This is a genomic window from Limnospira indica PCC 8005 (genome assembly GCF_000973065.1).
In the GTDB taxonomy this organism is placed as follows: domain Bacteria; phylum Cyanobacteriota; class Cyanobacteriia; order Cyanobacteriales; family Microcoleaceae; genus Limnospira; species Limnospira fusiformis.
In genome coordinates this window covers 4823149-4845819 of the sequence record NZ_FO818640.1, presented here as the reverse complement: position 1 = coordinate 4845819, position 22671 = coordinate 4823149, and the positions used below count along the sequence as shown (strand labels likewise).

The 22671-nt window shown below is 46.2% G+C and carries 26 protein-coding genes and 1 pseudogene; 23 read left to right on the top strand and 4 right to left on the bottom strand.

Annotated elements, in window-relative coordinates; all coding sequences use genetic code 11:
- The first annotated feature begins 225 nt into the window (after positions 1-225).
- The 23 genes and pseudogenes from XZ46_RS21300 to XZ46_RS21195 all read left to right on the top strand — a co-directional run bounded on the left by XZ46_RS21300 (position 226) and on the right by XZ46_RS21195 (position 19096).
- Positions 226-516, top strand: a complete 291-nt coding sequence (locus XZ46_RS21300; RefSeq protein WP_008053734.1) for a nucleotidyltransferase family protein — start codon at positions 226-228, stop codon at positions 514-516.
- Between the two features lie 700 nt (positions 517-1216).
- On the top strand, positions 1217-1465 hold the full coding sequence (locus XZ46_RS21290; protein ID WP_006623775.1) for a hypothetical protein: 249 nt from the start codon (positions 1217-1219) through the stop codon (positions 1463-1465).
- Positions 1466-1586: 121 nt separating this feature from the next.
- Positions 1587-1865, top strand: a complete 279-nt coding sequence (locus XZ46_RS30635) for a type II toxin-antitoxin system VapC family toxin (RefSeq protein WP_315663180.1) — start codon at positions 1587-1589, stop codon at positions 1863-1865.
- A gap of 195 nt (positions 1866-2060) precedes the next feature.
- Complete coding sequence (locus XZ46_RS21285) at positions 2061-2312, top strand: hypothetical protein (protein WP_006623777.1); 252 nt, start codon at positions 2061-2063, stop codon at positions 2310-2312.
- Positions 2309-2596 carry a type II toxin-antitoxin system PemK/MazF family toxin gene (locus tag XZ46_RS21280; protein WP_006623778.1) on the top strand — a complete coding sequence of 96 codons (288 nt, stop codon included), beginning with the start codon at positions 2309-2311 and terminating at the stop codon, positions 2594-2596. The genes XZ46_RS21285 and XZ46_RS21280 overlap by 4 nt, the downstream gene beginning before the upstream one ends.
- A complete protein-coding gene (locus XZ46_RS21275; RefSeq protein WP_006623779.1) occupies positions 2545-2865 on the top strand; it encodes a type I restriction enzyme endonuclease domain-containing protein in 321 nt (106 codons plus the stop codon). Before XZ46_RS21280 ends, XZ46_RS21275 begins: the two co-directional genes overlap by 52 nt.
- A 112-nt stretch (positions 2866-2977) precedes the next feature.
- Entirely contained in the window at positions 2978-3181 is a 204-nt protein-coding gene (locus XZ46_RS36985) for a hypothetical protein (protein WP_162198549.1), read from the top strand.
- Positions 3182-3238: 57 nt separating this feature from the next.
- Positions 3239-4351, top strand: coding sequence for a hypothetical protein (locus XZ46_RS21270; protein WP_008053724.1), 1113 nt, complete (start codon positions 3239-3241; stop codon positions 4349-4351).
- A gap of 190 nt (positions 4352-4541) precedes the next feature.
- Positions 4542-7901, top strand: a complete 3360-nt coding sequence (locus XZ46_RS21265; protein ID WP_008053722.1) for a HEAT repeat domain-containing protein — start codon at positions 4542-4544, stop codon at positions 7899-7901.
- A 212-nt stretch (positions 7902-8113) separates the two neighbouring features.
- The gene (locus XZ46_RS21260; protein WP_006623783.1) at positions 8114-8593 is read left to right on the top strand and encodes a hypothetical protein; all 480 of its coding nucleotides are present in this window, start codon (positions 8114-8116) and stop codon (positions 8591-8593) included.
- A gap of 69 nt (positions 8594-8662) precedes the next feature.
- Positions 8663-9076 (top strand): DUF4336 domain-containing protein, encoded by a 414-nt coding sequence (locus tag XZ46_RS21255; RefSeq protein ID WP_228116391.1) that lies wholly within the window; start codon positions 8663-8665, stop codon positions 9074-9076.
- Between the two features lie 514 nt (positions 9077-9590).
- Positions 9591-9944 (top strand): DUF433 domain-containing protein, encoded by a 354-nt coding sequence (locus tag XZ46_RS21245; RefSeq protein ID WP_006623786.1) that lies wholly within the window; start codon positions 9591-9593, stop codon positions 9942-9944.
- Between the two features lie 80 nt (positions 9945-10024).
- Complete coding sequence (locus tag XZ46_RS21240; protein WP_228116390.1) at positions 10025-10291, top strand: hypothetical protein; 267 nt, start codon at positions 10025-10027, stop codon at positions 10289-10291.
- Between the two features lie 41 nt (positions 10292-10332).
- On the top strand, positions 10333-10593 hold the full coding sequence (locus tag XZ46_RS21235) for a hypothetical protein (protein ID WP_006623788.1): 261 nt from the start codon (positions 10333-10335) through the stop codon (positions 10591-10593).
- A 53-nt stretch (positions 10594-10646) separates the two neighbouring features.
- Positions 10647-11159: pseudogene (locus tag XZ46_RS21230) on the top strand (hypothetical protein); the annotation flags it as partial.
- Between the two features lie 92 nt (positions 11160-11251).
- The gene (locus XZ46_RS30625) at positions 11252-11398 is read left to right on the top strand and encodes a hypothetical protein (RefSeq protein ID WP_006668469.1); all 147 of its coding nucleotides are present in this window, start codon (positions 11252-11254) and stop codon (positions 11396-11398) included.
- A complete protein-coding gene (locus tag XZ46_RS21225) occupies positions 11388-11633 on the top strand; it encodes a hypothetical protein (protein WP_008053719.1) in 246 nt (81 codons plus the stop codon). Before XZ46_RS30625 ends, XZ46_RS21225 begins: the two co-directional genes overlap by 11 nt.
- A 135-nt stretch (positions 11634-11768) precedes the next feature.
- On the top strand, positions 11769-12662 hold the full coding sequence (locus tag XZ46_RS21220; protein ID WP_008053718.1) for a hypothetical protein: 894 nt from the start codon (positions 11769-11771) through the stop codon (positions 12660-12662).
- A gap of 92 nt (positions 12663-12754) precedes the next feature.
- Positions 12755-12901 (top strand): hypothetical protein, encoded by a 147-nt coding sequence (locus XZ46_RS33160; protein WP_006668470.1) that lies wholly within the window; start codon positions 12755-12757, stop codon positions 12899-12901.
- 333 nt (positions 12902-13234) lie between these two features.
- Complete coding sequence (locus tag XZ46_RS21215; protein WP_008053710.1) at positions 13235-16486, top strand: CHAT domain-containing protein; 3252 nt, start codon at positions 13235-13237, stop codon at positions 16484-16486.
- A gap of 218 nt (positions 16487-16704) precedes the next feature.
- Positions 16705-16962, top strand: coding sequence for a hypothetical protein (locus XZ46_RS21210; protein WP_006668463.1), 258 nt, complete (start codon positions 16705-16707; stop codon positions 16960-16962).
- A 287-nt stretch (positions 16963-17249) separates the two neighbouring features.
- Positions 17250-17609, top strand: coding sequence for a hypothetical protein (locus XZ46_RS21200; RefSeq protein WP_008053709.1), 360 nt, complete (start codon positions 17250-17252; stop codon positions 17607-17609).
- A 29-nt stretch (positions 17610-17638) separates the two neighbouring features.
- On the top strand, positions 17639-19096 hold the full coding sequence (locus XZ46_RS21195; RefSeq protein WP_008053708.1) for a hypothetical protein: 1458 nt from the start codon (positions 17639-17641) through the stop codon (positions 19094-19096).
- A gap of 37 nt (positions 19097-19133) precedes the next feature.
- On the opposite strand, the gene XZ46_RS21190 is transcribed toward XZ46_RS21195, so the two are convergent.
- The 4 genes from XZ46_RS21190 to pgl form a co-directional block, all read right to left on the bottom strand.
- Entirely contained in the window at positions 19134-19562 is a 429-nt protein-coding gene (locus tag XZ46_RS21190) for an FHA domain-containing protein (protein ID WP_008053707.1), read from the bottom strand.
- A gap of 248 nt (positions 19563-19810) precedes the next feature.
- Positions 19811-20515, bottom strand: a complete 705-nt coding sequence (locus XZ46_RS21185) for a PRC-barrel domain-containing protein (protein WP_006623805.1) — start codon at positions 20513-20515, stop codon at positions 19811-19813.
- A gap of 132 nt (positions 20516-20647) precedes the next feature.
- Complete coding sequence (locus XZ46_RS21180) at positions 20648-21487, bottom strand: double zinc ribbon and FHA domain-containing protein (RefSeq protein ID WP_006623806.1); 840 nt, start codon at positions 21485-21487, stop codon at positions 20648-20650.
- Between the two features lie 79 nt (positions 21488-21566).
- Entirely contained in the window at positions 21567-22292 is a 726-nt protein-coding gene (pgl, locus tag XZ46_RS21175) for a 6-phosphogluconolactonase (RefSeq protein WP_008053696.1), read from the bottom strand.
- Positions 22293-22671 lie beyond the last annotated feature (379 nt).

The following is a 22671-nucleotide window of genomic DNA, read 5'->3' as shown; positions in this document are numbered from 1 at the left end:
CCAATCACTGCACCCGACCGGATCGCCATATTCCCTTCTACTCCTACGACGTGGAAGATTTTGAGTTGAAATTGCAGAATCTACGGGAGTTGGGGCGATTGTGATTTTTACCAATCGCGATCGCTCTACCCTGATCACCCAAACCCCAAGGGGGCGATAACCACTCACGAGAGGGAATGTTATACGCTACAATTTTCAATAAGTCTCTTTCTGGCAGGTTAGGCCGTGCGAAAACAGGAAGCCCTGACATTACTCGCAAATCACCAAAACACACTAAAAAATTTTGGCGTGAAGTCTCTGATGATCTTTGGTTCAGTGGCAAGGGATGAAGCGCACATAAACAGTGATGTCGATCTGCTCGTCGAGTTTGATCGTCCAGTTGGGTTATTCACTTTTGTCCGGTTGAAACGATACCTAGAGGAGATTTTAGAAAGATCAGTTGATCTAGGTACGCCCGACTCCCTCAAACTTGATCTACGAGAACCCGTTTTTCAGGAGGCGATTCGTGCCTTCTAGGAATTGGAAAAATAGAGTAAGAGACGTGCTGGCTGCGATCGCTGAAAACAGAGAGTTTGCCAAGGAGACTACCTTTATATTGCCACGGTGATTATTGCCCCAATGACGACAAAAGGGAAAACCTACCCGACGCGAATTGCCTGCCAGTTTCAGGGTACAGTTTGATCAAACCTTGCCATTATTGATATTGTAGGAGTGATTTGTGAAAGCCCGTGACTTGCTCAAGCCAGGTGAAAAGGTGGTTGTTATTTTTACAGCCGAAGGTAGCCAAAACCTAATTCGGTATCTTCCTTGATGTAGCTTTAATTCTGGAACAATGGCTGAAGTCGGCGAGAGTTGAAGGAGCGATCGCTGAGTGTGGCGGTAGCCGTATCGCCTTTTGTCGGGTGAATGTTTGGGAAGCCGATAAAAATGCCTTTTCCGGGTTTGATGTGTATCCGAATTTACCCTTTGAGGCGGAGCAGATGGAAACCTTTATCCGGTGATTCTTTGCCCAGAGTGATTAAAAACAGTAACTCCTGGCAGTAAAGACTTGTAGCTTTTTGAGGCTAAGGTGCATATCCCCTTGATTCTGTATAACATCCACCTTTAAAAAAGGCTGAACCCCTTGCCAGTTAAGGAATTGGGCGAGGAATCAAGTTTTGTGTATGCTAGATCTAGCAATTTTTGACACCTCTTAGTTTTAGGGAGAAATTTTACTATGAAAATCAAACTCAAATTAAAAACTGATCCTGAAGGGAAGTTATTATTACAACTTCCCCAACAATTAGCTAACAAAGAATTAGAAATTGTTATTAGTGATTTGGTTGAAGAAACAATACCAACACCTGAAGAATTAGGTTATCCTGCTGATTTTTTTGAAAAGACTGCGGGCAAGTGGGAAGGTGAAGTTTTAATTAGAGAAGAATTAGTAAATTGTGATGAGAGAATTTGGGATATTGAATCATGATTTATTTGTTAGATACCAATACCTGTATTCAATATTTAACGGGACGTAATCTTAATGTAATCAATAAATTTAAAATTACTCCTCGCCAAGATATTTGTTTATGTGATGTAGTCAAAGCAGAATTATATTTGCTTGTCGTAGTGCTAAAAAAGAGCAAAATCTAGCTTTATATGAGTTATTTTTCTCTCAATATGTTAGTTTACCCTTTAATGGTAAATCAGCGAAAATTTATGGTGAAATTCGCTCGGAATTATCAAAATTAGGTACTCCTATAGGTGCTTATGACTTTCAGATTGCGGCTATTGCTTTAGCTAATAATCTGATTTTAGTAACTCATAATACTAAGGAGTTTCAAAGAGTAAAAAGTTTACAACTTGAGGATTCGGAGGAAAATATTTAATTTTTATTATTGAAACTCAATCTTATGCTATTGTTGATATATATACAAAATGTATTTAACCTACAAGGGAATGTGAATGGGATGAAAACAAAAACCAAAAGGAGACGGAGACAAAATTATGAGTATCTCGCCGAAACGACTTAAAGAAATCCAGAATATTCCTGATTCTGCCATTGATACATTACGGAGGTTATTATGTCTGACTTATTCTTAGAACAAAATCAACTTAAAAATATGATTAAAGAAATTGTTGTAGAACTATTTACTGAAAGTGAGGAAGATTTTTTAAATCTCTTGGCAAGTAAATTAGTAGAAACAACACTTAAAAAGAAGATTCAAGAAGAATTAGATTTAGAACAATCTGCTAATTTGTATGCAGAAATATATCAAGAAAGTAATGAACTTAAAGAATTAACTGAGTCAGCATTATTGGATTTTGTAGAATGAGTAAACTAGAAATAGGAATGATTATTGACGTTAATCTTGAGCCAACCAAAGGCTCGGAAACAGGGAAAATTCGTCCTTGTATTATTGTGACCAATAATACTTATAATCAAAGAGTTCCTATAATTCAAGTTGTTCCCATAACTGAATGGAATAGTAAAAAAGCCAAAATTAAAACTAATGTTGAAATTAATCCTTCTTCTGTTAATGGATTAACCCAAAAATCTATTGCTGATTGTTTACAAACAAGACCAATAGATCAACGGTTGAAGTTCTGCAAGAATTAATCAATCTGGCTCAAGATATTAAAGCCGCCCGCCAACGGGGCGAGGAACAAGGACTTTCTGCGGATGAAATCGCCTTTTATGACGATCTGGCGGAGAATGAAAGCGCCGTGGAAGTGATGGGCAATGACAGCCTAAAAACGATCGCCCATGAATTGCTAATGAGCCTGAAATTGACTGGGCGCATCGGGAAAGTGCGCGCGCTCGTCTCCGTAGCACGGTTAATTCTAAATTTCGCACCAATAAACCTGAGATATCACAAAGCAAAATAATTGTCAAGCTATCTCCCTGTGGTAGGTTGAAATAGTTGCTAATTGCGATCGCTGAAATCCGAGAGTTTGCCAAGGAGACTACCTTTATATTGCCACGGTGATTATTGCCCCAATGACGACACAAGGGAAAGCCTACCCGACGCGAATTGCCTGCCAGTTTCAGGGTAAGGAAGGGCAAATTGTTCTCGACCAAACACCATCGATAAAGCTCCATTGGTCAAAAAGATGTTTTCCCAATGAGCCAAGGGACGGCGCGATCGCTCTACCCTCATCACCCAAACCCCAACGGCGCGATCGCTCCTTACCCGGACGATAAACGATGCTGTAGGCAGTATGCTAAACTCAAAGTCTATTTATTCGATGTCACTAAAAGATGACCAAAACTTTGAGCTGGGCTGGACTCCTGGGGTTGAGTTGTGGATTATTGGCTTGTGGGCAGTTGACAACTGGGCAGACTACTGAGCAGACTATAAGACCATCTTCGGAGTCTTTTCTACCCCAAAACGCTGCGATCGCCTCATCTCCCGTTACTGTATCCAGCCCCTCTGGGTTGGCATCGAGGCACTACAACGCCGAGGCAATTTATACAGAATTTGAGCGTTTGACCCGGCGAGCCTGTCAACAACAGGAAAAAATTGTCGGGAATTTGCGTTATCAGCTCTGCACGATGACTGACTCCCAGGGCTTGATTCAAGTGGTTTATGCCTCTTCATCTCTGGCTAGTGAGGGTGATGGTGCCGGATATTGGCTCAATGAGAACGCAGATATCTATGCAATTCGCTACTTCCACTCTGATGAGGTTTTTGTGCTACTCCCAGAAGCTCGCCAGACCATTGTAGAGTTAGTTGGAAACCGACAGATAAACGTGACTACAGATAAAGCCCGTTGGCATCAGCTAGAACTCGATGCGAGAAAGCAGATCATGGAAATTTCTGCACAGTTTGACCTCAATAATTCCACAGTCAGCAATCAGCCAACTTCAGACCGCCAAGAAATACAACCCATTGCCCTTATGTTTTGGCAACCGGGAGCCTTAGCCGGGGCAGGGTTGCCTACCCCAACTATTGAAAAAATGGCGCTCAACGTGACTACAGATAAAGCCCGTTGGCATCAGCTAGAACTCGATGCGAGAGAGCAGATCATCGAAATTTCTGCACAGTTTGACCTCAATAATTTCACAGTCAGCAATCAGCCAACTTCAGACCGCCAAGAAATACAACGCATTGCCCTCATGTTTTTGGAACCGGGAGCCTTAGCAGCAGGGTTGCCTACCCCAACCATTGAAAAAATGGCGATCGCTGATGACACGGCTTTACTTACTTGGCAGCAAGGGGAAACAGCCGGGATGATGTTGCTCCGAAAAGAACAGGGGCAATGGGGAGTTTTGACCTATGGCGGCGGTGCAATTGACGCAACAACTCTATCTGAGTATAATGTTCCCCAGACGACAGGTGAAGCCCTGCTCAAGCAGTTAAACCTCAACTAAATTTATGCAGATTATTGGCGGGGGCGATCGCTACTCTTGTCGGGTAGGTTAGTCAAATTTAGCCAGGGTTTCTCATGTCAACTAGGGGGTATTTTCTGACTGGATCACTCAAGATTTCTCAATGCACTATTTGGTCGTTTTGTCAATAGGTAATTTCTAGTAATTTATGCCTGACTCCCACCAGAATACCATGAAAAATTTAGCCCCAACTCCTGCAGATGCTCTAATCGCCGCCCTCCATGAACCGGGACGGGAAAACCTCCTTGATTTAGTCCAAAATCCCTTGTGTTTGACGATGCTCTGCATGATTTGGGATGGGTCGTTGCCGGACACTCAGGCGGAGTTATATCAGCGTTACCTGCGAAAAATTTATGAGTGGAATCAGAATTTAAATGACTTGGAAAAGTATGCGGAAGTTTGTGGCACGAATACCACGAAATTAAAGCAGAATTTGAATCGGCAATTGGGGGAACTGGCAAAGGCGGCGCTGAATTTGCCCCGGCAGCGATTTCGGTTATCACAGGCTTTGGTGGAAGAGCATCTAGGGGAGGAATCAGATCAGACTTCGTGGGCTTATTTGGTGTTGCGGTTGGGTTGGTTAAATCGGGTGGGCAGAGATGGACGCGGCGATAGTATTTTTGCCTTTTATCATGCGACGTTTCAGGAGTATTTTGCAGCGTTGGCGGTGGAGGATTGGGATTATTTTCTGCCTCGGAATCATGTTGATTCTCCGGTGGCGGGGAGGCGGTATCGGATTTTTGAGAAGCAGTGGAAGCAGGTGATTTTGTGTTGGTTGGGGCGTAAGGAGATTCAGGCTCAGAAGAAGGAGGAGTTTATTCGGGCGTTGGTTGAGTTTGAGGATGGGGTCAGAGATTTTTATGAATATAAAACATATTTGCTGGCTGCTGCTGAAATTAATCAATTTAAGACTTGTTCTCTGGCTACCGATATTGTGCGGCAGGTGGTGAAGTGGGGGTTTGGTTATTTCAATACTGAAAAACAGGAATGGCAAACCTTTTTAGAACCCATCGAAGAAGCGGCGAGAGAGGTGATACCACAAACCATTAGACCCTTGGCGATGTCCGCACTGATTGAACTTATTGAGAATTGCCCAGAAAAGGACAGTCGGATGCAGGCAGCAGAGACTTTAGGGAAAATCGACCCAGGAAATCCCAAGGCGATCGCTGTATTGCTCGAAATTATCCGCACCACTGAGAATGAATGGGCCCGTTGGCGGGTAGCAGATAGTTTAGGGAAAATCGACCCAGGAAACCCTGATGCGATCGCTGTATTGCTCGAAATTATCCGCACCACTGAGAATGAATGGGCCCGTTGGCGGGTAGCAGATAGTTTAGGGAAAATCGACCCAGGAAACCCTGATGCGATCGCTGGTTTGCTCGAAATTATCCGCACCACTGAGGATAAATTGACTCGTTGGCGGGCAGCATGGAGTTTAGAGGAAATCGGACAGGGAAACCCTGATGCGATCGCTGGTTTGCTCGAGATTATCCGCACGACTGAGGATGAAGATACCCGTAGGCGAGCGGCATATAGTTTAGAGGAAATCGGTGTCGGAAATCCCGATGCGATCGCTGGTTTGCTCCAAGTTATCCGCACCACAGAGAATGAATATACCCGTATTCAGGCGGCAGAAAGTTTATGGAAAATCGGACAAGGAAATCCTGATGCGATCGCTGGTTTGCTCCAAGTTATCCGCACCACAGAGAATGAATATACCCGTATTCAGGCGGCAGAAAGTTTATGGAAAATCGGACAAGGAAATCCTGATGCGATCGCTGGTTTGCTCCAAGTTATCCGCACCACAGAGAATGAATATACCCGTATTCAGGCGGCAGAAAGTTTATGGAAAATCGGACAAGGAAATCCTGATGCGATCGCTGTATTGGTCGAAATTATCCGCACCACTGAGGATAAATATACCCGTTATCAGGCAGTAGAGAGTTTAGGGAAAATCGGACAGGGAAATCCCGATGCGATCGCTGGTTTGCTCGAAATTATCCGCACCACTGAGAATGAAAAGACCCGTAGGCGGGCAGCATATAGTTTAGGGAAAATCGGACAGGGAAATCCTGATGCGATCGCTGGTTTGCTCGAAATTATCCGCACCACTGAGAATGAAAATACCCGTTGGCTGGCCGCAGAGAGTTTAGGGAAAATCGGACAAGGAAATCCTGATGCGATCGCTGGTTTGCTCGAAATTATCCGCACCACTGAGAATGAAAATACCCGTTGGCTGGCCGCAGAGAGTTTAGGGAAAATCGACCCGGGAAACCCTGATGCGATCGCTGGGTTGCTTGAAATTATCCGCACCACTGAGGATCAAGATACCCGTGGTCTGGTGGCATATAGTTTAGGGGAAATCGACCCGGGAAACCCTGATGCGATCGCTGGGTTGCTTGAAATTATCCGCACCACTGAGGATCAAGATACCCGTGGTCTGGTGGCATATAGTTTAGGGGAAATCGGACAAGGAAATCCTGATGCGATCGCTGGTTTGCTCCAAGTTATCCGCACGACTGAGGATGAAAAGACCCGTAGGGAGGCAGTAGAGAGTTTAGGGAAAATCGGACAGGGAAATCCTGATGCGATCGCTGGTTTGCTCCAAGTTATCCGCACCACTGAGGATAAATTGACTCGTTGGCGGGCAGCATGGAGTTTAGAGGAAATCGGACAGGGAAACCCTGATGCGATCGCTGGGTTGGTTGAAATTATCCGCACCACTGAGAATGAAAGTACCCGTAGCTTGGCGGTAGATAGTTTAGAGGAAATCGACCCAGGAAATCCAGAGGCGATCGCTGGGTTGCTCGAAATTATCCGCACTACTGAGGATGAAGATATCCGTAGGCTGGCAGCATGGAGTTTAGGGAAAATCCTCGCCACACCGGAAGAATATGCAGGAGTCGTCTCCGCCTTAAAAGACTGCCTCAGCGATGAAGTTTACGAAAACAACTTTGACCTATTCAAGGCATCCTACAAACTCATCTGCAACTGTGCCGAAAACCTCCCCTATCCCGAATTTTATCAACCCTGGCACAATCTCCCCACCACCCCTCATCCCGAAGTGGAAGACAACACCCCCTTTATTCAACAGTGTAACCTCGCCCTTGTCCCCCAAATCCTCAACCAAGCCATCCAAACCCACCCCGTCAACTGCCAAGCCATTTGCATCGATGGCAGCCGCTTCAGCGACCCTAGTAACCCCGCCTTGCAAATCTACACCACCTTGAAAAAAGCCGGATGTCCCCCCAGTCCCGACGGTAAACCCCGTACCATTGCCGAATTACAAGCCTACTGCGAGGATGACCTCAGCGACCATCCAATTGCCCTCATCCTCTACGAAGAACCCACCGACCCACCCCCCCAAGGCTTTGATATCGCGGTACTCAATAAACTCGCCCGCTTTAGCCATCCCCCCATGGCGGTGATTGTCCCCCAACGCCTCCCCGAGTGCCGATTACCGCAATTCCTAGAAAGCGACCCCGATTTGATTGCCCATCTCCTCCAGTGGTTGCAAAACTTGGCACGATGAACCGGTGAAATTAGCATTCAATCCCTGAGCATCGGACATGGCTCTGCTATAACCCGGTTGCGGGAAACTGGGCTATAATTGTTGTTGTTGGTGACACCAAAAGGCGATGGCAGCCACCCCTAAGCTACTACCATATTGATGAGGCTTAGGTGTTCGGTTGTAGGGTATTTTTGCCCAGGGAAATCACTAATTGAATTAGGCGAGATATATGGGTGGGTTTAGCGATCGCCCAACAGGAACTCACCCAGCAACGTTACCCTGAACTACGAGAAGCCCAACTCGACCAATTCCTCACCCCCGAAGAATACCAACTCACCCAACAAGGCAACCTCACCGATACAGAATGGGGTGATATCTTCATCCGCCTCAACATGGCAGCCTGTAAAAGGAGAAACGTCACCCAGCAGGAGGAGTTTTTTCGGGATGTTTCCCATAGTATTGATTCTGGTTTTGCGGAAGTCTGTGAACGGTTGGGGGTAATGGAAACCACCATCAGCGACTTGTTACAAACCCTAGAGGAACGCCTAGAGGGGTTGCGCCAAGAAGTGACGGAATTTCGTCAAGAGGTGCGGCAGGGGTTGGAGTGGCTGCACAATCAACCGAGGGGGCGATCATTCTCTAAACAGGAGTATCGCGCGCGTCAAAATATCTTAACTCAGATGCGATCGACAAAGTTGTTTTTAAAACCATAAGCTCCTACCATTAAACCTAGCCATCAAACTACTCACCAAAACCATGCTAAAAGAAGTTGATATAGATGTTTGGGTTGCAGAATAGACCTTCCGATATTTGGGACTCAGTGTCGGAACAGGATGACGGTTATTCGATTGGCTAATCGAGAACTCGCGGTAATTTCTCCAATTCAATCTAGCGACAGACTTGTCAGCCAGCTAGGTCAACTGGGAGTTGTCAAGTATATTATTGCCCCTAACCTTTATCATTATTTATTTGCAGCTAATTTCAAATCTATTTATCCCCAGGCAACCTTTGGGGCTGCCCCTGGTTTAGCCATTAAAAAACCAGATTTACCGATTGACCAGACCATCAGGGGCGATCGAGGTGAGTTATTACCTGGATTATACTTTGTCTTATTCGATGGTTTAAGAGTTTGGGGCTTAACGGGAATTGATTCACTTAATGAATGTGTGTTTTTCATTCTGCAAGTCGCACTCTGATTTTGACAGATACAGAATTGCACTTTGATGAAACATTTCCAATTATGACACAATTTTCAGCTAGACTGCTGGGAGTATATAAACAATTAAGTCTATCAATCATGGAACGGATTGCCACCAATGAAAAAGAGCGATTTAGACAATCGTTTGAACAAGTAATGTTATGGGATTTCGAGCGATTTATTATGGCTCATGGAAGTATAATTTAGCGAGATGGCACAGAAAAATTAAAGAAAGGGTATGAATCTTTTTGGCGTTGAAGCTACTGTTTACCTTATCCTAATTTTACCACTATAAAACCTGATTTTTACTCCCTAAATAAATGCACCGATCGCCTCTTACAAAAACACTTCGCCAACCTAGAAATCCAGAAAGACTAAAACTGACTCTAAGAAACCGGGTTTCTGTCAGGCTTTCTATATCCTAACAAAGATAGTAATAGAAACCCGGTTTCTGGCAACTTGGCTATAATAGTCGTAACCCCCTAGTATCAACCCATATCCCCATCCTCAATATGACATTCATCACCGATACTCCGGTAACTTGGCAATACCTAGACATTGATGCTCAAAATCAGGCAACTATTGCCAATAGTCGCGTTTCAGTTGCCCAACTGATTCAAGAAAAACACGCCCACGGCTGGAGTCCAGAAGAGCTGCACTTTCAACACCCAGAAATTTCCCTCGCTGCCATTTATTCTGCCCTCAGTTATTACTACACCTATCAACACCAAATTGATGCTCAAATTGCTCAAGAACAAGAAAAAATCCAGAACCTGCAAGCTGATTTAATTACAATGAGAGTCGGTCATCATACTGCCGATTTTCAACAAATGCTTCAGCAAAAACGGCAGCAGCAGCCAGGATGAAAATGGCAATATATTACTATTTCGATGCTCCACTCCATCGAGCGATTAAGATTGGTTTACAACTGAAATTGGTTGAGGTTATGACCGCTCAAGAAGACAATAATAGTAGTGCTATTGATGAAATAATTTTGAGTCTTTATGTGCAACTAAAGCGTCCTCTTGTAACCACGAATCATGATTTTCTAGTGTTAGATAAAAATTGCGTCAATCAAGGTAAAGCGTTTACCGGAATTTTCTTTTTCAGTCCTCAAGTGTCGATGGGTTATGCGATCGAAGAGTTAGAGGTTTACGCCAAAATGGGAGAATTAGAAGATTTCGCCAATCAAGTAATTTTTATTGGATGTTGAACTGCCGCCGCTTTATCCATGAGAGGAAAAGCCATGAACTAATGAACTTTGTTGTTGGCATCAAAAATACAGACTATGCAGCTTCCCTAGAAGTTCGCAAGATTTATCCAGTCTTACCCGACTCAAAAGCGAATAGTCATCAAATGCTGCGGATAATTGATGAATCAGGGGAAGATTACCTCTATCCTAACGCATATTTTATGCCTATTGAACTCTCTGCCTCTCTCCAACAAGTTCTGGAAATGTCTGAGGTTGAGTGGAATCAAAGAAACCGGGTTGCTGTCAGGGTTTCTGTATCCTAACCGAGATATCCATAGAAACCCGGTTTCTCAGCATTTAGCTATAATAGGATGACCAACTACCGCCGACAGCAGAAACCCTATGGTTGCGGATTTTAGGGACGGGGAGAGTCCAAAAACAAGCCTTGCAAGAACTCTATCAACTACCAGGAGACAATCCCACCCGAGAAACCACGCTAGAATTACTGTATAACCTGCGCGCGATGCTAGAAGCGCGGCAAAATTTAGACCCAGAAGAGAGAGAGTTAATCATGGAACTATCACCCCTGTATTTACAACGGTTACAAACTGTTAAGGAAGAAGGTATCCAGCAAGGAGTTCAACAGGGTATCCAGCAAGGTATCCAACAAGGAGTTCAGCAAGGTATCCAGCAAGGAGTTCAGCAAGGTATCCAGCAAGGACAACGATCGCTCCTAGAAAGTATGCTACAAGTGAAGTTTGGGGCGGTCGATGCCGAATTAGCTGAGATTATCGACCGGTTGATTGCAGTTCCCCCATTGGAACAAGCTCAGTTGATTTGGCAGTTATCACGGGAAGAACTTTTGGCTCGCTTTTCCCGTGACTTGTGAACTGGGGGGGTTAAGAAACCCGGTTTCTCAAAGAAACCGGGTTTCTCGGACAACAAGGAGTTCAGCAAGGACAGCGATCGCTCCTAGAAAGTATGCTACAAGTGAAGTTTGGGGCGGTCGATGCCGAATTAGCTGAGATTATCGACCGGTTGATTGCAGTTCCCCCATTGGAACAAGCTCAGTTGATTTGGCAGTTATCACGGGAAGAACTTTTGGCTCGCTTTTCCGGTGACTTGTGAACTGGGGGGATTAAGAAACCCGGTTTCTCAAACCGGGTTTCTCGGACAACAAGGAGTTCAGCAAGGACAGCGATCGCTCCTAGAAAGTATGCTACAAGTGAAGTTTGGGGCGGTGGATGCCGAATTAGCTGAGATTATCGACGGGTTGATTGCAGTTCCCCCATTGGAACAAGCTCAGTTGATTTGGCAGTTATCACGGGAAGAACTTTTGGCTCGCTTTTCCGGTGACATATAACCGGGGGGTTAAGAAACCCGGTTTCTCAAAGAAACCGGGTTTCTCAGTTGGGGGGGTGAAGGCAGCAATTGAGGGCTGCTGTCGGAGCCAGACTAGAGTATAATTAGTAATTAGAGACCTAGAAAACAGCTATAAATGACCCGATTTATCTACGACCAATTCACCAAGCAATATATCCAGGAACTCTTAAAGCCATTAGGTAAAACTGAAACCAGCAAAACCATGGCTTCAGAAAGGCGAGAAATTGACATCTTTTTCACACCCAACCCGGAAAATATCGCCCCAGCTAGTCACCTAGGCTTATTGGGAAGATTAGCCACCACCCCAGCGGTTTTTGAGCCTTTTAGCAATCCCGTTAGAGCCAGAGAAATTCGCAGTTGTCTGGTGAAGATATTAGAGATGAAGGCGCAATGGGAACGCCAAGCCGACCGGGAAAAAAGACGGCTCGCTCCCGGAGAATCACCCCGGTTGTGGATTCTGACCCCGACCGCATCCCCTGCCATCTTAGCAGATTTTGGCGCTATGGTAGACCTGGAAAACTGGATGAGTGGCGTGTACTTTATGCCGAAGGGACTGGAAAGCGCTATTATAGTAATCCACCAACTACCGCCGACAGCAGAAACCCTATGGTTGCGGATTTTGGGGACGGGGAGAGTCCAAAAACAAGCCTTGCAAGAACTCTATCAACTACCAGGAGACAATCCCACCCGAGAAACCACGCTAGAATTACTGTATAACCTGCGCGCGATGCTAGAAGCGCGGCAAAATTTAGACCCAGAAGAGAGAGAGTTAATTATGGAACTATCACCCCTGTATTTACAACGGTTACAAACTGTTAAGGAAGAAGGTATCCAGCAAGGACAGCGATCGCTCCTAGAAAGTATGCTACAAGTGAAGTTTGGGGCGGTCGATGCCGAATTAGCTGAGATTATCGACCGGTTGATTGCAGTTCCCCCATTGGAACAAGCTCAGTTGATTTGGCAGTTATCACGGGAAGAACTTTTGGCTCGCTTTTCCCGTGACTTGTGAACTGGGGGGGTTAAGAAACCCGGTTTCTCAAAGAAACCGGGTTTCTCGGACAACAAGGAGTTCAGCAAGGACAACGATCGCTCCTAGAAAGTATGCTACAAGTGAAGTTTGGGGCGGTGGATGCCGAATTAGCTGAGATTATCGACGGGTTGATTGCAGTTCCCCCATTGGAACAAGCTCAGTTGATTTGGCAGTTATCACGGGAAGAACTTTTGGCTCGCTTTTCCCGTGACTTGTGAACCGGGGGGGTTAAGAAACCCGGTTTCTCCGAGTATACCCCATCCCCACAGAGGGAGCCGACAATATCCAAGAGGCGATCGCTTCCTGACAAGGAGGGGCCTGTACATCCTCCTTACCCCTATAGGGCCTCAACACCCCACGCGACCTCGGCTCTGACCCGCAAAACTGGGAAATCGCCGCAGGCTAAGACCAGGCCATTTGCGCGGTGGATGCCCAATGAGCTGAGATTAACCCGGTTGCTCGGAGTCGCCGGGTGGGGTATAATCGAGTTGGGGTCGCGCGAGGCTTCACCGCACCGACTACACGGAAACAAGACTCAGGGAGGCGGAACCATGTCCAGTTGGCGTGAGAAATGGCAAAATCTATGGCAGAGGCTCAACATCCTATTATTATTCGCCTCCCAGTCTCCCAGAACCTCCCACCTGACTGTTGAGGGGATATCCCCTGAGTATTTAGCAATTGGGTTAGAAATCCTGGAAGCCCAAAACAGCGGGTTAACCAGTAGAAGTGAGTATTTAGCAATTTGGTTAAAAATCCTGAAAGCCCAAAAAAGCGGGTTAAGCAGGAAAAAAGTTTATCCCATTTTCCAAAAATACCAAGATAAACTCGACCTTGAGTTTGCCGAAACCCTCAGCCAATGGTTTCACTCCCAACTTGACCCCAAACGTATTAGGAAAAATGAAGACCTCGCCAAACATCTTAATAATTTTGCTGTTTATATTCAGCAATTCCCATTAGGCAGTCGAGCCAATAATCTGGAAATTGCCATTGTTGCCTACCAAGCCGCCTTAGAAGTCATAACCCGCACGGCATTTCCCGAAGATTGGGCAAGGACTCAAAATAACTTGGGGAATGCCTACCAAACCCGCATCCGGGGAGAGCGAGCGGACAATATCGAGTCGGCGATTCGCTGCTACCAAGCCGCCTTAGAAGTCTTCACCCGCACGGCATTTCCCTATGAATGGGCAACGACTCAAATAAACTTGGGGGCTGCCTACTCAGACCGCATCCGGGGAGAGCGAGCGGACAATATCGAGTCGGCGATTGGCTACTACCAAGCCGCCTTAGAAGTCTTCACCCGCACGGCATTTCCCTATGAATGGGCAACGACTCAAATAAACTTGGGGGCTGCCTACTCAGACCGCATCCGGGGAGAGCGAGCGGACAATATCGAGTCGGCGATTGGCTACTACCAAGCCGCCTTGGAAGTCATAACCCGCACCGCCTTTCCCGAAGATTGGGCAAGGACTCAAATGGGCTTGGGGAATGCCTACTCTGACCGCATCCGGGGAGAGCGAGCCGACAATATCGAGTCGGCGATTGGCTACTACCAAGCCGCCTTGGAAGTCATAACCCGCACCGCCTTTCCCGAATATTGGGCAATGACTCAAAATAACTTGGGGATTGCCTACTCTGACCGCATCCGGGGAGAGCGAGCGGACAATATCGAGTCGGCGATTGGCTACTACCAAGCCGCCTTGGAAGTCATAACCCGCACCGCCTTTCCCGAATATTGGGCAATGACTCAAAATAACTTGGGGATTGCCTACTCTGACCGCATCCGGGGAGAGCGAGCGGACAATATCGAGTCGGCGATTGGCTACTACCAAGCCGCCTTGGAAGTCCGCACCCGCACCGCCTTTCCCGAATATTGGGCAACGACTCAAAATAACTTGGGGAGTGCCTACTCTGACCGCATCCGGGGAGAGCGAGCCGACAATATCGAGTCGGCAATTCACTGCTTCCAATCCGCCTTAGAAGTCTACACCCCCTCCTCCTTCCCCCTAGACTGCCTCAAAACCGGACGCAACCTCGGCAACTTCGGCTATGACCTGCAAAACTGGGAAATCGCCATCCAAGGCTACGACAACGCCATCCGCGCCGTGGAACAGAGCCGGGACTGGGCGACCTCCCCGGACACGAAACGGCAAATCCTGGAAGATGCCCTGCCCCTCTATGGCAAAATGATACAAGCCTGCATCCACCTGGAACGCTACGAGCAAGCCCTGCTGACCGTCGATCGCAGTAAGTCCCGCACCCTGATGGAAATGCTCACCAGCGCCGACCTGGTTCCCAAAAACGCCACCCCCGAACAACAGGAACAATACCGCCAACTCAACCGGGAAATCGCCGCCCTGCAACAATCCTTCGCCCCCACGGAGAACCCCACCGACGGGAAGACGGGGACACCGGGAAGCGGGGAAATCCGGGCAAACCTGGAACTCGCCACCGCCACCGAGGCACGGGGAACCACTCCCCTGCAAAGCCTGCTCCAACAACGGCAAACCCTGCTGGCGGAAATCAACGACCCCGCCTTTAACGCCTTCCAGACCGTGCGCCCCCAACTCCCGGACTTTCGCCAACTCCTGACCCCGGAAACGGCTCTCATCGAATGGTATCTCCCCCAAGACCCGAACTTGGGAGCCTGGGCGTTCACGGTCACCCTAGACGAAGACCGCCCCCATATCGACGTTCACTGCTACAGCGCCGACCAACGCCAGCGCCTCGACCAATTCAACCAAACCTACTTCGCGGACTACCGCCAAGCGAGTTGGTATCAAGCTCTAGGCGATCGCCTAGATGACCTCACCGAATATCTTCACCTATCGGATATCATCGCACCCCTGCCGCCGATTTGTCAACGGCTGATTCTGATTCCCCACCTCTACCTGCACCTGTTCCCCCTCCACGCCTTATCCGTTGACCTCAACGCCCCCGCTACCCCGTTACTGGAGCGCTTTAGCCAAGGGGTCAGCTACGCCCCCAGTTGCCAAATCCTCGACTACCTCCACAACCGCCCCCAACCCGCCACCGCGCCCCAATTCTTCGCCGTGCAGAACCCCACCAAAGACCTCAACTATGCCCAAATGGAGGTGGAGTTCATCCGCCCCTACTTCGACCCCAACTGCTATATCCTCAGCCAGGAAGCGGCGACCAAATCCGCCCTCAATCGCCGGGAAACCCTAGAGAAACTGCGCGAGAGTCATCTGATTCATTTTTCCTGTCACGGAGCCTTTGACGGCGCAAATCCCCTCAATTCCGCTATTATTTTGGCAGGGGATGCACCCCTTGAATCTGACCCCACGGAGAAAAAACGCCAGACCCTTACCCTCCGGAATGGTCGCTGCTTCGACACGGCACAGCAAGGCTTAACCCTAGGGGAAATTTATCGGAATTTAGACATTCCCGCCTGTCGTCTGGTGATGCTTTCGGCTTGTGAGACGGGACTGATGGGGAGTTTATTAACGGATGAATATATTGGGTTAGCGAGTGGATTTTTGTATGCGGGAACTCCGACGGTAGTGAGTAGTTTATGGTGTGTGGATGATTTCGCGACGGCTTGTTTAGCGATTCGTTTCTATTATGAATTTTGGAAAGATGCGCGGGTCGTGATGGCGTTACATAAGGCACAAAATTGGCTAAGGGAGGTTTCGGCGGCGGGTTTTTTAGAGTGGTGTTCTGATGGTCTAAAAATGACAGAAGAGGAGTGTGATAAAATCGATTTGAAGTTGATGGATTATCATGAAAGTTGTCCGTTTGGCGATTGGCGTTATTGGTCGGCTTTTGTGGCGATCGGCTTGTAATCAATTAATAATTAATAATTAATAATTAACAATTAATAATTAATAATTAACAATTAATAATGAATTGTAGGTTGGGTGAAGCGCAGCGCAACCCAACACGGAACCCAACCAGCAACCCAACCCGAACCCAACACGGAACCCAACCCGAACCCAACACGGAACCCAACCAGCAACCCAACAGCCAGCGATTGTAATTGATAATTGGAGGTAAACAACAGATGACAGCCAGAGAACAACTAATTAAAGCCATTGAAACCCTGCCAGAATCCCAGTTAGCTAAGGTTTTAGCCTATATTAATCAGGTCATAGCTGATGAGGGTAAAACGCCACAAAAAGACTCTGATTCTCAGGGATATTTTGATAACAATTGGTGGAATAACTTATCTGAGTTTACGCCGGACTTTTTAGAAGTTCGAGAACAACCTCAAATAAATTGTAGGTTGGGTGAAGCGCAGTCAATAATTAATAATGAATAATTAACAATTAATAATGAATTGTAGGTTGGGTGAAGCGCAGTCAATAATTAATAATGAATAATTAACAATTAATAATGAATTGTAGGTTGGGTGAAGCGCAGCGGAACCCAACACGGAACCCAACCAGCAACCCAACACGGAACCCAACACGGAACCCAACCCGAACCCAACCCAAGAAGCCACAGCCAAAACCAAGTGGTAAAAAAGGGGGGTTTCTGTGTTAAAATGAGGTAAGACAGCTTAAATGCTGCCAGAAACAGGGTTTTCTAATCTAAGGAGATTGTACCATGAGCGATCGCATTCCGTCAGATTTCCTACAAATTATTGAAGACTTCCTCACCTGGCTGGAACAAGCAAAAACCGACCCCCAAAATTACCCGCAACTGTCGGAAAATCTACAAGCATTAGAAGACGAATTGACCGCCGCCGAGGATAAAACCTTAAAGCTGGCTAAAATCATTAAAGGCTGGTGTAACAAGCATCAAATCACCTTCAACCGAGAACAGTTAATAACTGTGCGCCTTCACATGGCTCAACAAGGGGATGAAATCCCGAAGCCAGCGGAGGGAGAACGCCCAGAAATTGTCTATAATAAGGCTTTATTAGTGGCTAGGGCGCGAGAGGCGAAAGAAGCAGCACAGTCTTAATCTGTTTAGCCAACTTAGCAGCCAGAAACATGAGCGATAAAATAGCCCCAATTTATGCCCCTAGTTTATATTGGTTCGCCTATCAATATCATCGAGGGTTAGTGACATCAAATGATGATACCCCCGCCCAAACTTTAGACGACATTAACCCCCAATGGGTGCGGGCAAAATATGGCAGTATTTTTAAGAAGTTCAAGGTAGACTTACCGCTAGATATTCGGTTAGATGAACCCTCCAAAAATTTCGATTTGCTCGTGGGGGCTGATGATAAAAGAGCTATCAAATTTTTTACCACCAAACAGGATTTGGAAGGGTTTATTTATCCTCAATGTCTCCATGATAGTTATGCCCTAAATCTGAATATTTACCAACCGGAAAACCCCGGACAAGATGAATATCAACTGGCGGATTTAGCTAAATTCAACCCGGGGAATTGCTTTAAACCGGAACCGGACTCGGCTGCCAATTTAGGGCAAACTCTGTTATTAAGTGCCTATTTAAACAGGACCAAACCGGAGCATATCCGCGACTTGGAACCCTTGGCTAGAGAGGGCTGGATTAAGTTTTTTCACCTGAAAAATGGGGAAAAATTACCCCGTCTCTATCGCGCTTATAATCTGCTGGGGGGATATCTCTACGAGTACGGTAGTCCGAAGGCGGATTTACAGGAAAATCCCTACGGTCATTTATTGACTTGGTTTCTATTTGAAGAAGAGCCAACTGTAATCCTGCAAAAGTGTTATTGGGAATTGCCGGAATTACTACTATATTATCACAAAATCGCCAAAAGTTTTCAAGATAGTCGGATTTATTACGATCGCGCCGATCGCATTGTGACGGAAAATGAAATCCAATTAAGTGAGTTACATCAAAACTATCTGAATCGGGAAAAAACGGAAACGCTGTCCGCCGCCGAATTGCAAAAGTTGAAAATCACGTTAAAAACGCTGCTGGCGACTTCCCTCAACTATTCTCAACAACTGCGAAATATGGAATATGCGCGCAATACGATCGCCATCAATAGCAAAAACTATCAAACGACCTTAGAACGCATGGAACAACTAGCGGACACCCCCCTAGAAGGTTGGCGGTTATTTTACGAAAAGGAAGCGATCGCCTTTCAGGAACAAATCCGCGCGGATTTAAACTATTTTAACCCCGGTTCCAACCTACTTAATCAAGCGATTGCGACGATTCGGGGATTAGTAGAAATTGACCAAGCGGAACGCGATCGCCACATACAAGAAAAGCAGCAACAACTAGAGGATCACATTCAGGCGTTGGGGGTAGGAATTGCTGGGGGTGCGATCGTTGCTTCCTGTAGCGGATTGTTATTTGAACAGCAACGGATGACCTTTCCCTGGGAAGCAGAATTTGGCAAATATCCCCATCCGTTTTTGAGTGCGATCGCTATCAGTAGCCTGATAGCTTATTTAGCCTTCAAAGCTGCTCAATATGGGATTAAAAAAAGGCGATCGCGATCGTGATTTGACCAGATTAAAGCTAGTTAAATTCCCTGAATGTTTAATCATCATCATCATCATCAAACTCGATCCGGGTGGTATGACCTGGGTCGGATTCGGTGATATCATTGGCTGCTAAATCTTCTAAATCGGGGATATCTAATTGCTTGTTGAGTTGAATATCATTAACAGGTTTTAAGCGAATTAAAAGCCGGGGTCCGGTATGTCCTAAACGGACTACCATACCATCTACAATTCGCCTCTTGTTAACCATCTGATTATTAACATAAGTGCCATTAGCACCAAAATTGACTAATTCCCATCCAGAGGTTTTATTCCACAATTCCAGATGATGTCTTGAAACCACGGCACTACCAATAGTAACATCATTATCTTTCGAGCGACCAATACGCAAGATCGGTTTATCCTCAAAAGTCCAACGATGCAAAGGAATAGGTCGGCTAGAATGAAGCAGGATGAGAGTAATCACACCAAAATTTAATAGGCAAAAATATACAACAAACTGGTGAAGGATAGATAACCCACCTATAAGTTATAGTGTGATTAGCAGAGCAGATTTTGAGCCTTTTCTGCTAAGTTTTTCACTGGTCATCATAGGTGTAATCAATGACTACAGACAGCTTTAATATCAAATAAGTAAGTTTCCCAAAATCAAGACTAAGCCTTATATATGGTCATGGGAGGCATTTGGATCACCTACTTATTAATCTGATTCATCTATTGTGGCTGGCTTGAATCCTTAGAGCCAACTTTTTCGCTATCATCTTCGCGATCATCTTGATCAGCCACCCTTTCCAATGATTTAGATAACTTTTGGGCTTCTTGTTTTAAGCCTTCCAGGTCGCTGAGAGTCCTTTCCAAATCCTCCTGTAAAAATTCCGCCGCCTGACGAATTTTTTGATCTAAGCCTTCTGTATACTGGGGCGGATTTTCAACCATTGATTCTGACACAATTACTCGCTTACTACCCGCACTGGTCATGGCTGATGCTGGCATAATATAGACTCCCTGTAAAATGCCTCGCAAACCACCATCAGTTTTGAACAAATAATTAGTCACTGTACCCGTATCATTTTTAATTAGATAGTCAACCAGAACCCCCACTTTTTTACCAGCATTAGTCCACACTTCATGATTAATGCTAGAATCAGCATTTTCTGGCAATATAAAATTGCCCTCATCTGAGGATTTATTCACCAGAACAGCATCGACCCCAATAGTCTCAATTTGTTGCCAACTAAATGCCCGTTTTTTGCCTCCCACTGGTAACATTCCTGACTTGGTAGTGAAGCCTATCACTTGGTTGGAGTTCAGATCTGCTGCTATTTCTTCGATGTGGCCTAATTGTTCGACACTTTGGCGATCGAGGACTAGGCGACCGATTAGGTCACTACGTTTGATGATTCCTTTCTTAGCGTTCATAGCCAATTTTTCCTTTTACAGTTACAGCCATTATTAATTGTAACATAATTGTTGACAAAGCACAGCCAATGTGTTAAAAATCATCCCGGTTTCCAGTGAGTTTTGAGTGGCTGGCAATTGACGGGTCAGGTCTTAGGACAACTGAAAAATAAACGACACCAGATCCCCTTTACCTAAAGCGATGCGATCGCCTGGTCGCAACCGATGACGGTTTCCTTTTGGCAGAGGAATATTGTTAATATATGTTCCGTTAGAACTACCCACATCCTCAATATAATAGGCATCGCCTTCTAGGCGAATATTAGCATGGGTTCGCGAAACGATTTCCGCATTAGTAAACCCAGAAACATCTATATCCGGGGGAACTAGATCATTAGGTTTACCAATATGAATCACGGGTAAGTTTTGGGGGATTTCTAGCGGAGTTGTACTTTGAACATGAATCAATTTAGCAGTTTGTTGCTGAAGTTGGGTGGCGTGAGTTCCCGCGCTCACCACTGCTGCTGGGGGGGGTGAGGATGGTAGGGGTATGGCTGTGGTGGGGACTGTTGTTGACTGAGTTGGGGGTTGTACTGGGTCTGGGTCTGGGTCTGGGTCTGGGTCTGGGTCTGGCTGAGGTGGCGGGAAAGATGGACTAGGACTAGCAACGGGTGAGGGACCTGATTTTTGTAAATTCACAGCCGAATTAGAACCAGATGCTACTGTGGGGACCTCTTCATCTGGTAAGGGGTCAGGAAGTACCAAATCTGGTAGCGGCGGAACTACTGTCGGAATTAAATCAGGGTTCTGGTTTTCTTCACCGCCTGGGGTCGGTAGCAAATTATAACCACACTGACCGCAGAAAGAAGCATCGGCTTGGACTGTTGCGCCACAATTGGGACAACTGGTGGTCGTGGGAAGGGGAGTATAACAAGATTCGCACTGAGTTGCGCCCTCTGGGTTCTGATGATTACAGTTTGGACAGACAATCATAGAGTTCTCCTTACGCTATCGAAAGCGATCGCACCATAGCTAACAATTAGATCCTAACCTAGCATCAGTCTCTAAAATCTCAGCTTTTCTGGATTTCTTCTCCCGCCGCCGCATCAAGTAGCCACCAAAGTTCACCCTGGGGTTGAATGAAGCGACTGGGGTAGGCGTTTGCATCCCCTGTGGGTGCAAAAACTTCAGCCAAAGCCGATCGCTTACTAGCCCCGGCTACCAGGAAGACGACACAATCAGCTTGATTGATTAGGGGAATGGTGAAGGTGATGCGAGGTTCACCGTCTTTATTGCCAACTGTTACTAGGCGATCGCACACTTGTAGTGCATCTGTAAAAGGAAACAGAGAGGCTGTATGGGCATCATCCCCCATTCCCAACAATATCATATCAAATCTGGGAAATTCTCCGGGAGCCACCCCAAAAAATTCTCGAATTTGGCGATCGTGCTTTTCTGCGTCTACTTGGGGATTGCCACTACCTGTGGGCATAGGATGAATGTTAGACTCTGGGAAGTTTACCCGATCTAACCAAGCACTGCGAGCCATTTTTTGGTTACTATCTGGGTGGTCTGGGGGTACATAGCGTTCATCTCCCCAGAAAATATGGATCTGGTCTAGGGGTAGATCTTGTTTGGCTAAGGCCTCATAAACGGGTTTGGGAGTCCCTCCCCCAGCTAAGGCTATGGTAAACCGATTTCGGCTTTGAATCGCCGCCTCCATTTTGCTGAGGATGATTTCTGGCGATCGTCTGACTATTTCCTCGCGGGTAGCTAAAACTTCGATTCTTTTGTGCATCATATCCTCAAAATCAGCTTTTACCACATCATAAAACCTTTTTCTGGCAAATCGTCAATTAGTTACCAGGTCTATCCTCACCGGGACAGTATAACCTCCGAAAAATCACGGATGCAAGATCACAAGTCATAGGTGTTTCATATCACAATCATATCTGATCAATTTCACCTGAACAAGGGCATAGTATCACGGTAAATAAGAGAGGTTTCGCACAATAATGAACATACAGGGCATAGTTTTTAGAGTTCATACCGATTTCAACCCAACTCTAACCCTTTAGTCCTCCCGCCCCTGATCTGTAAAGACTGAGGGCGATTTGATCAGAATTAAGCAGATGGATACTCAAATTGGTTACAAAAAACTAAAGTCTAATCCATTC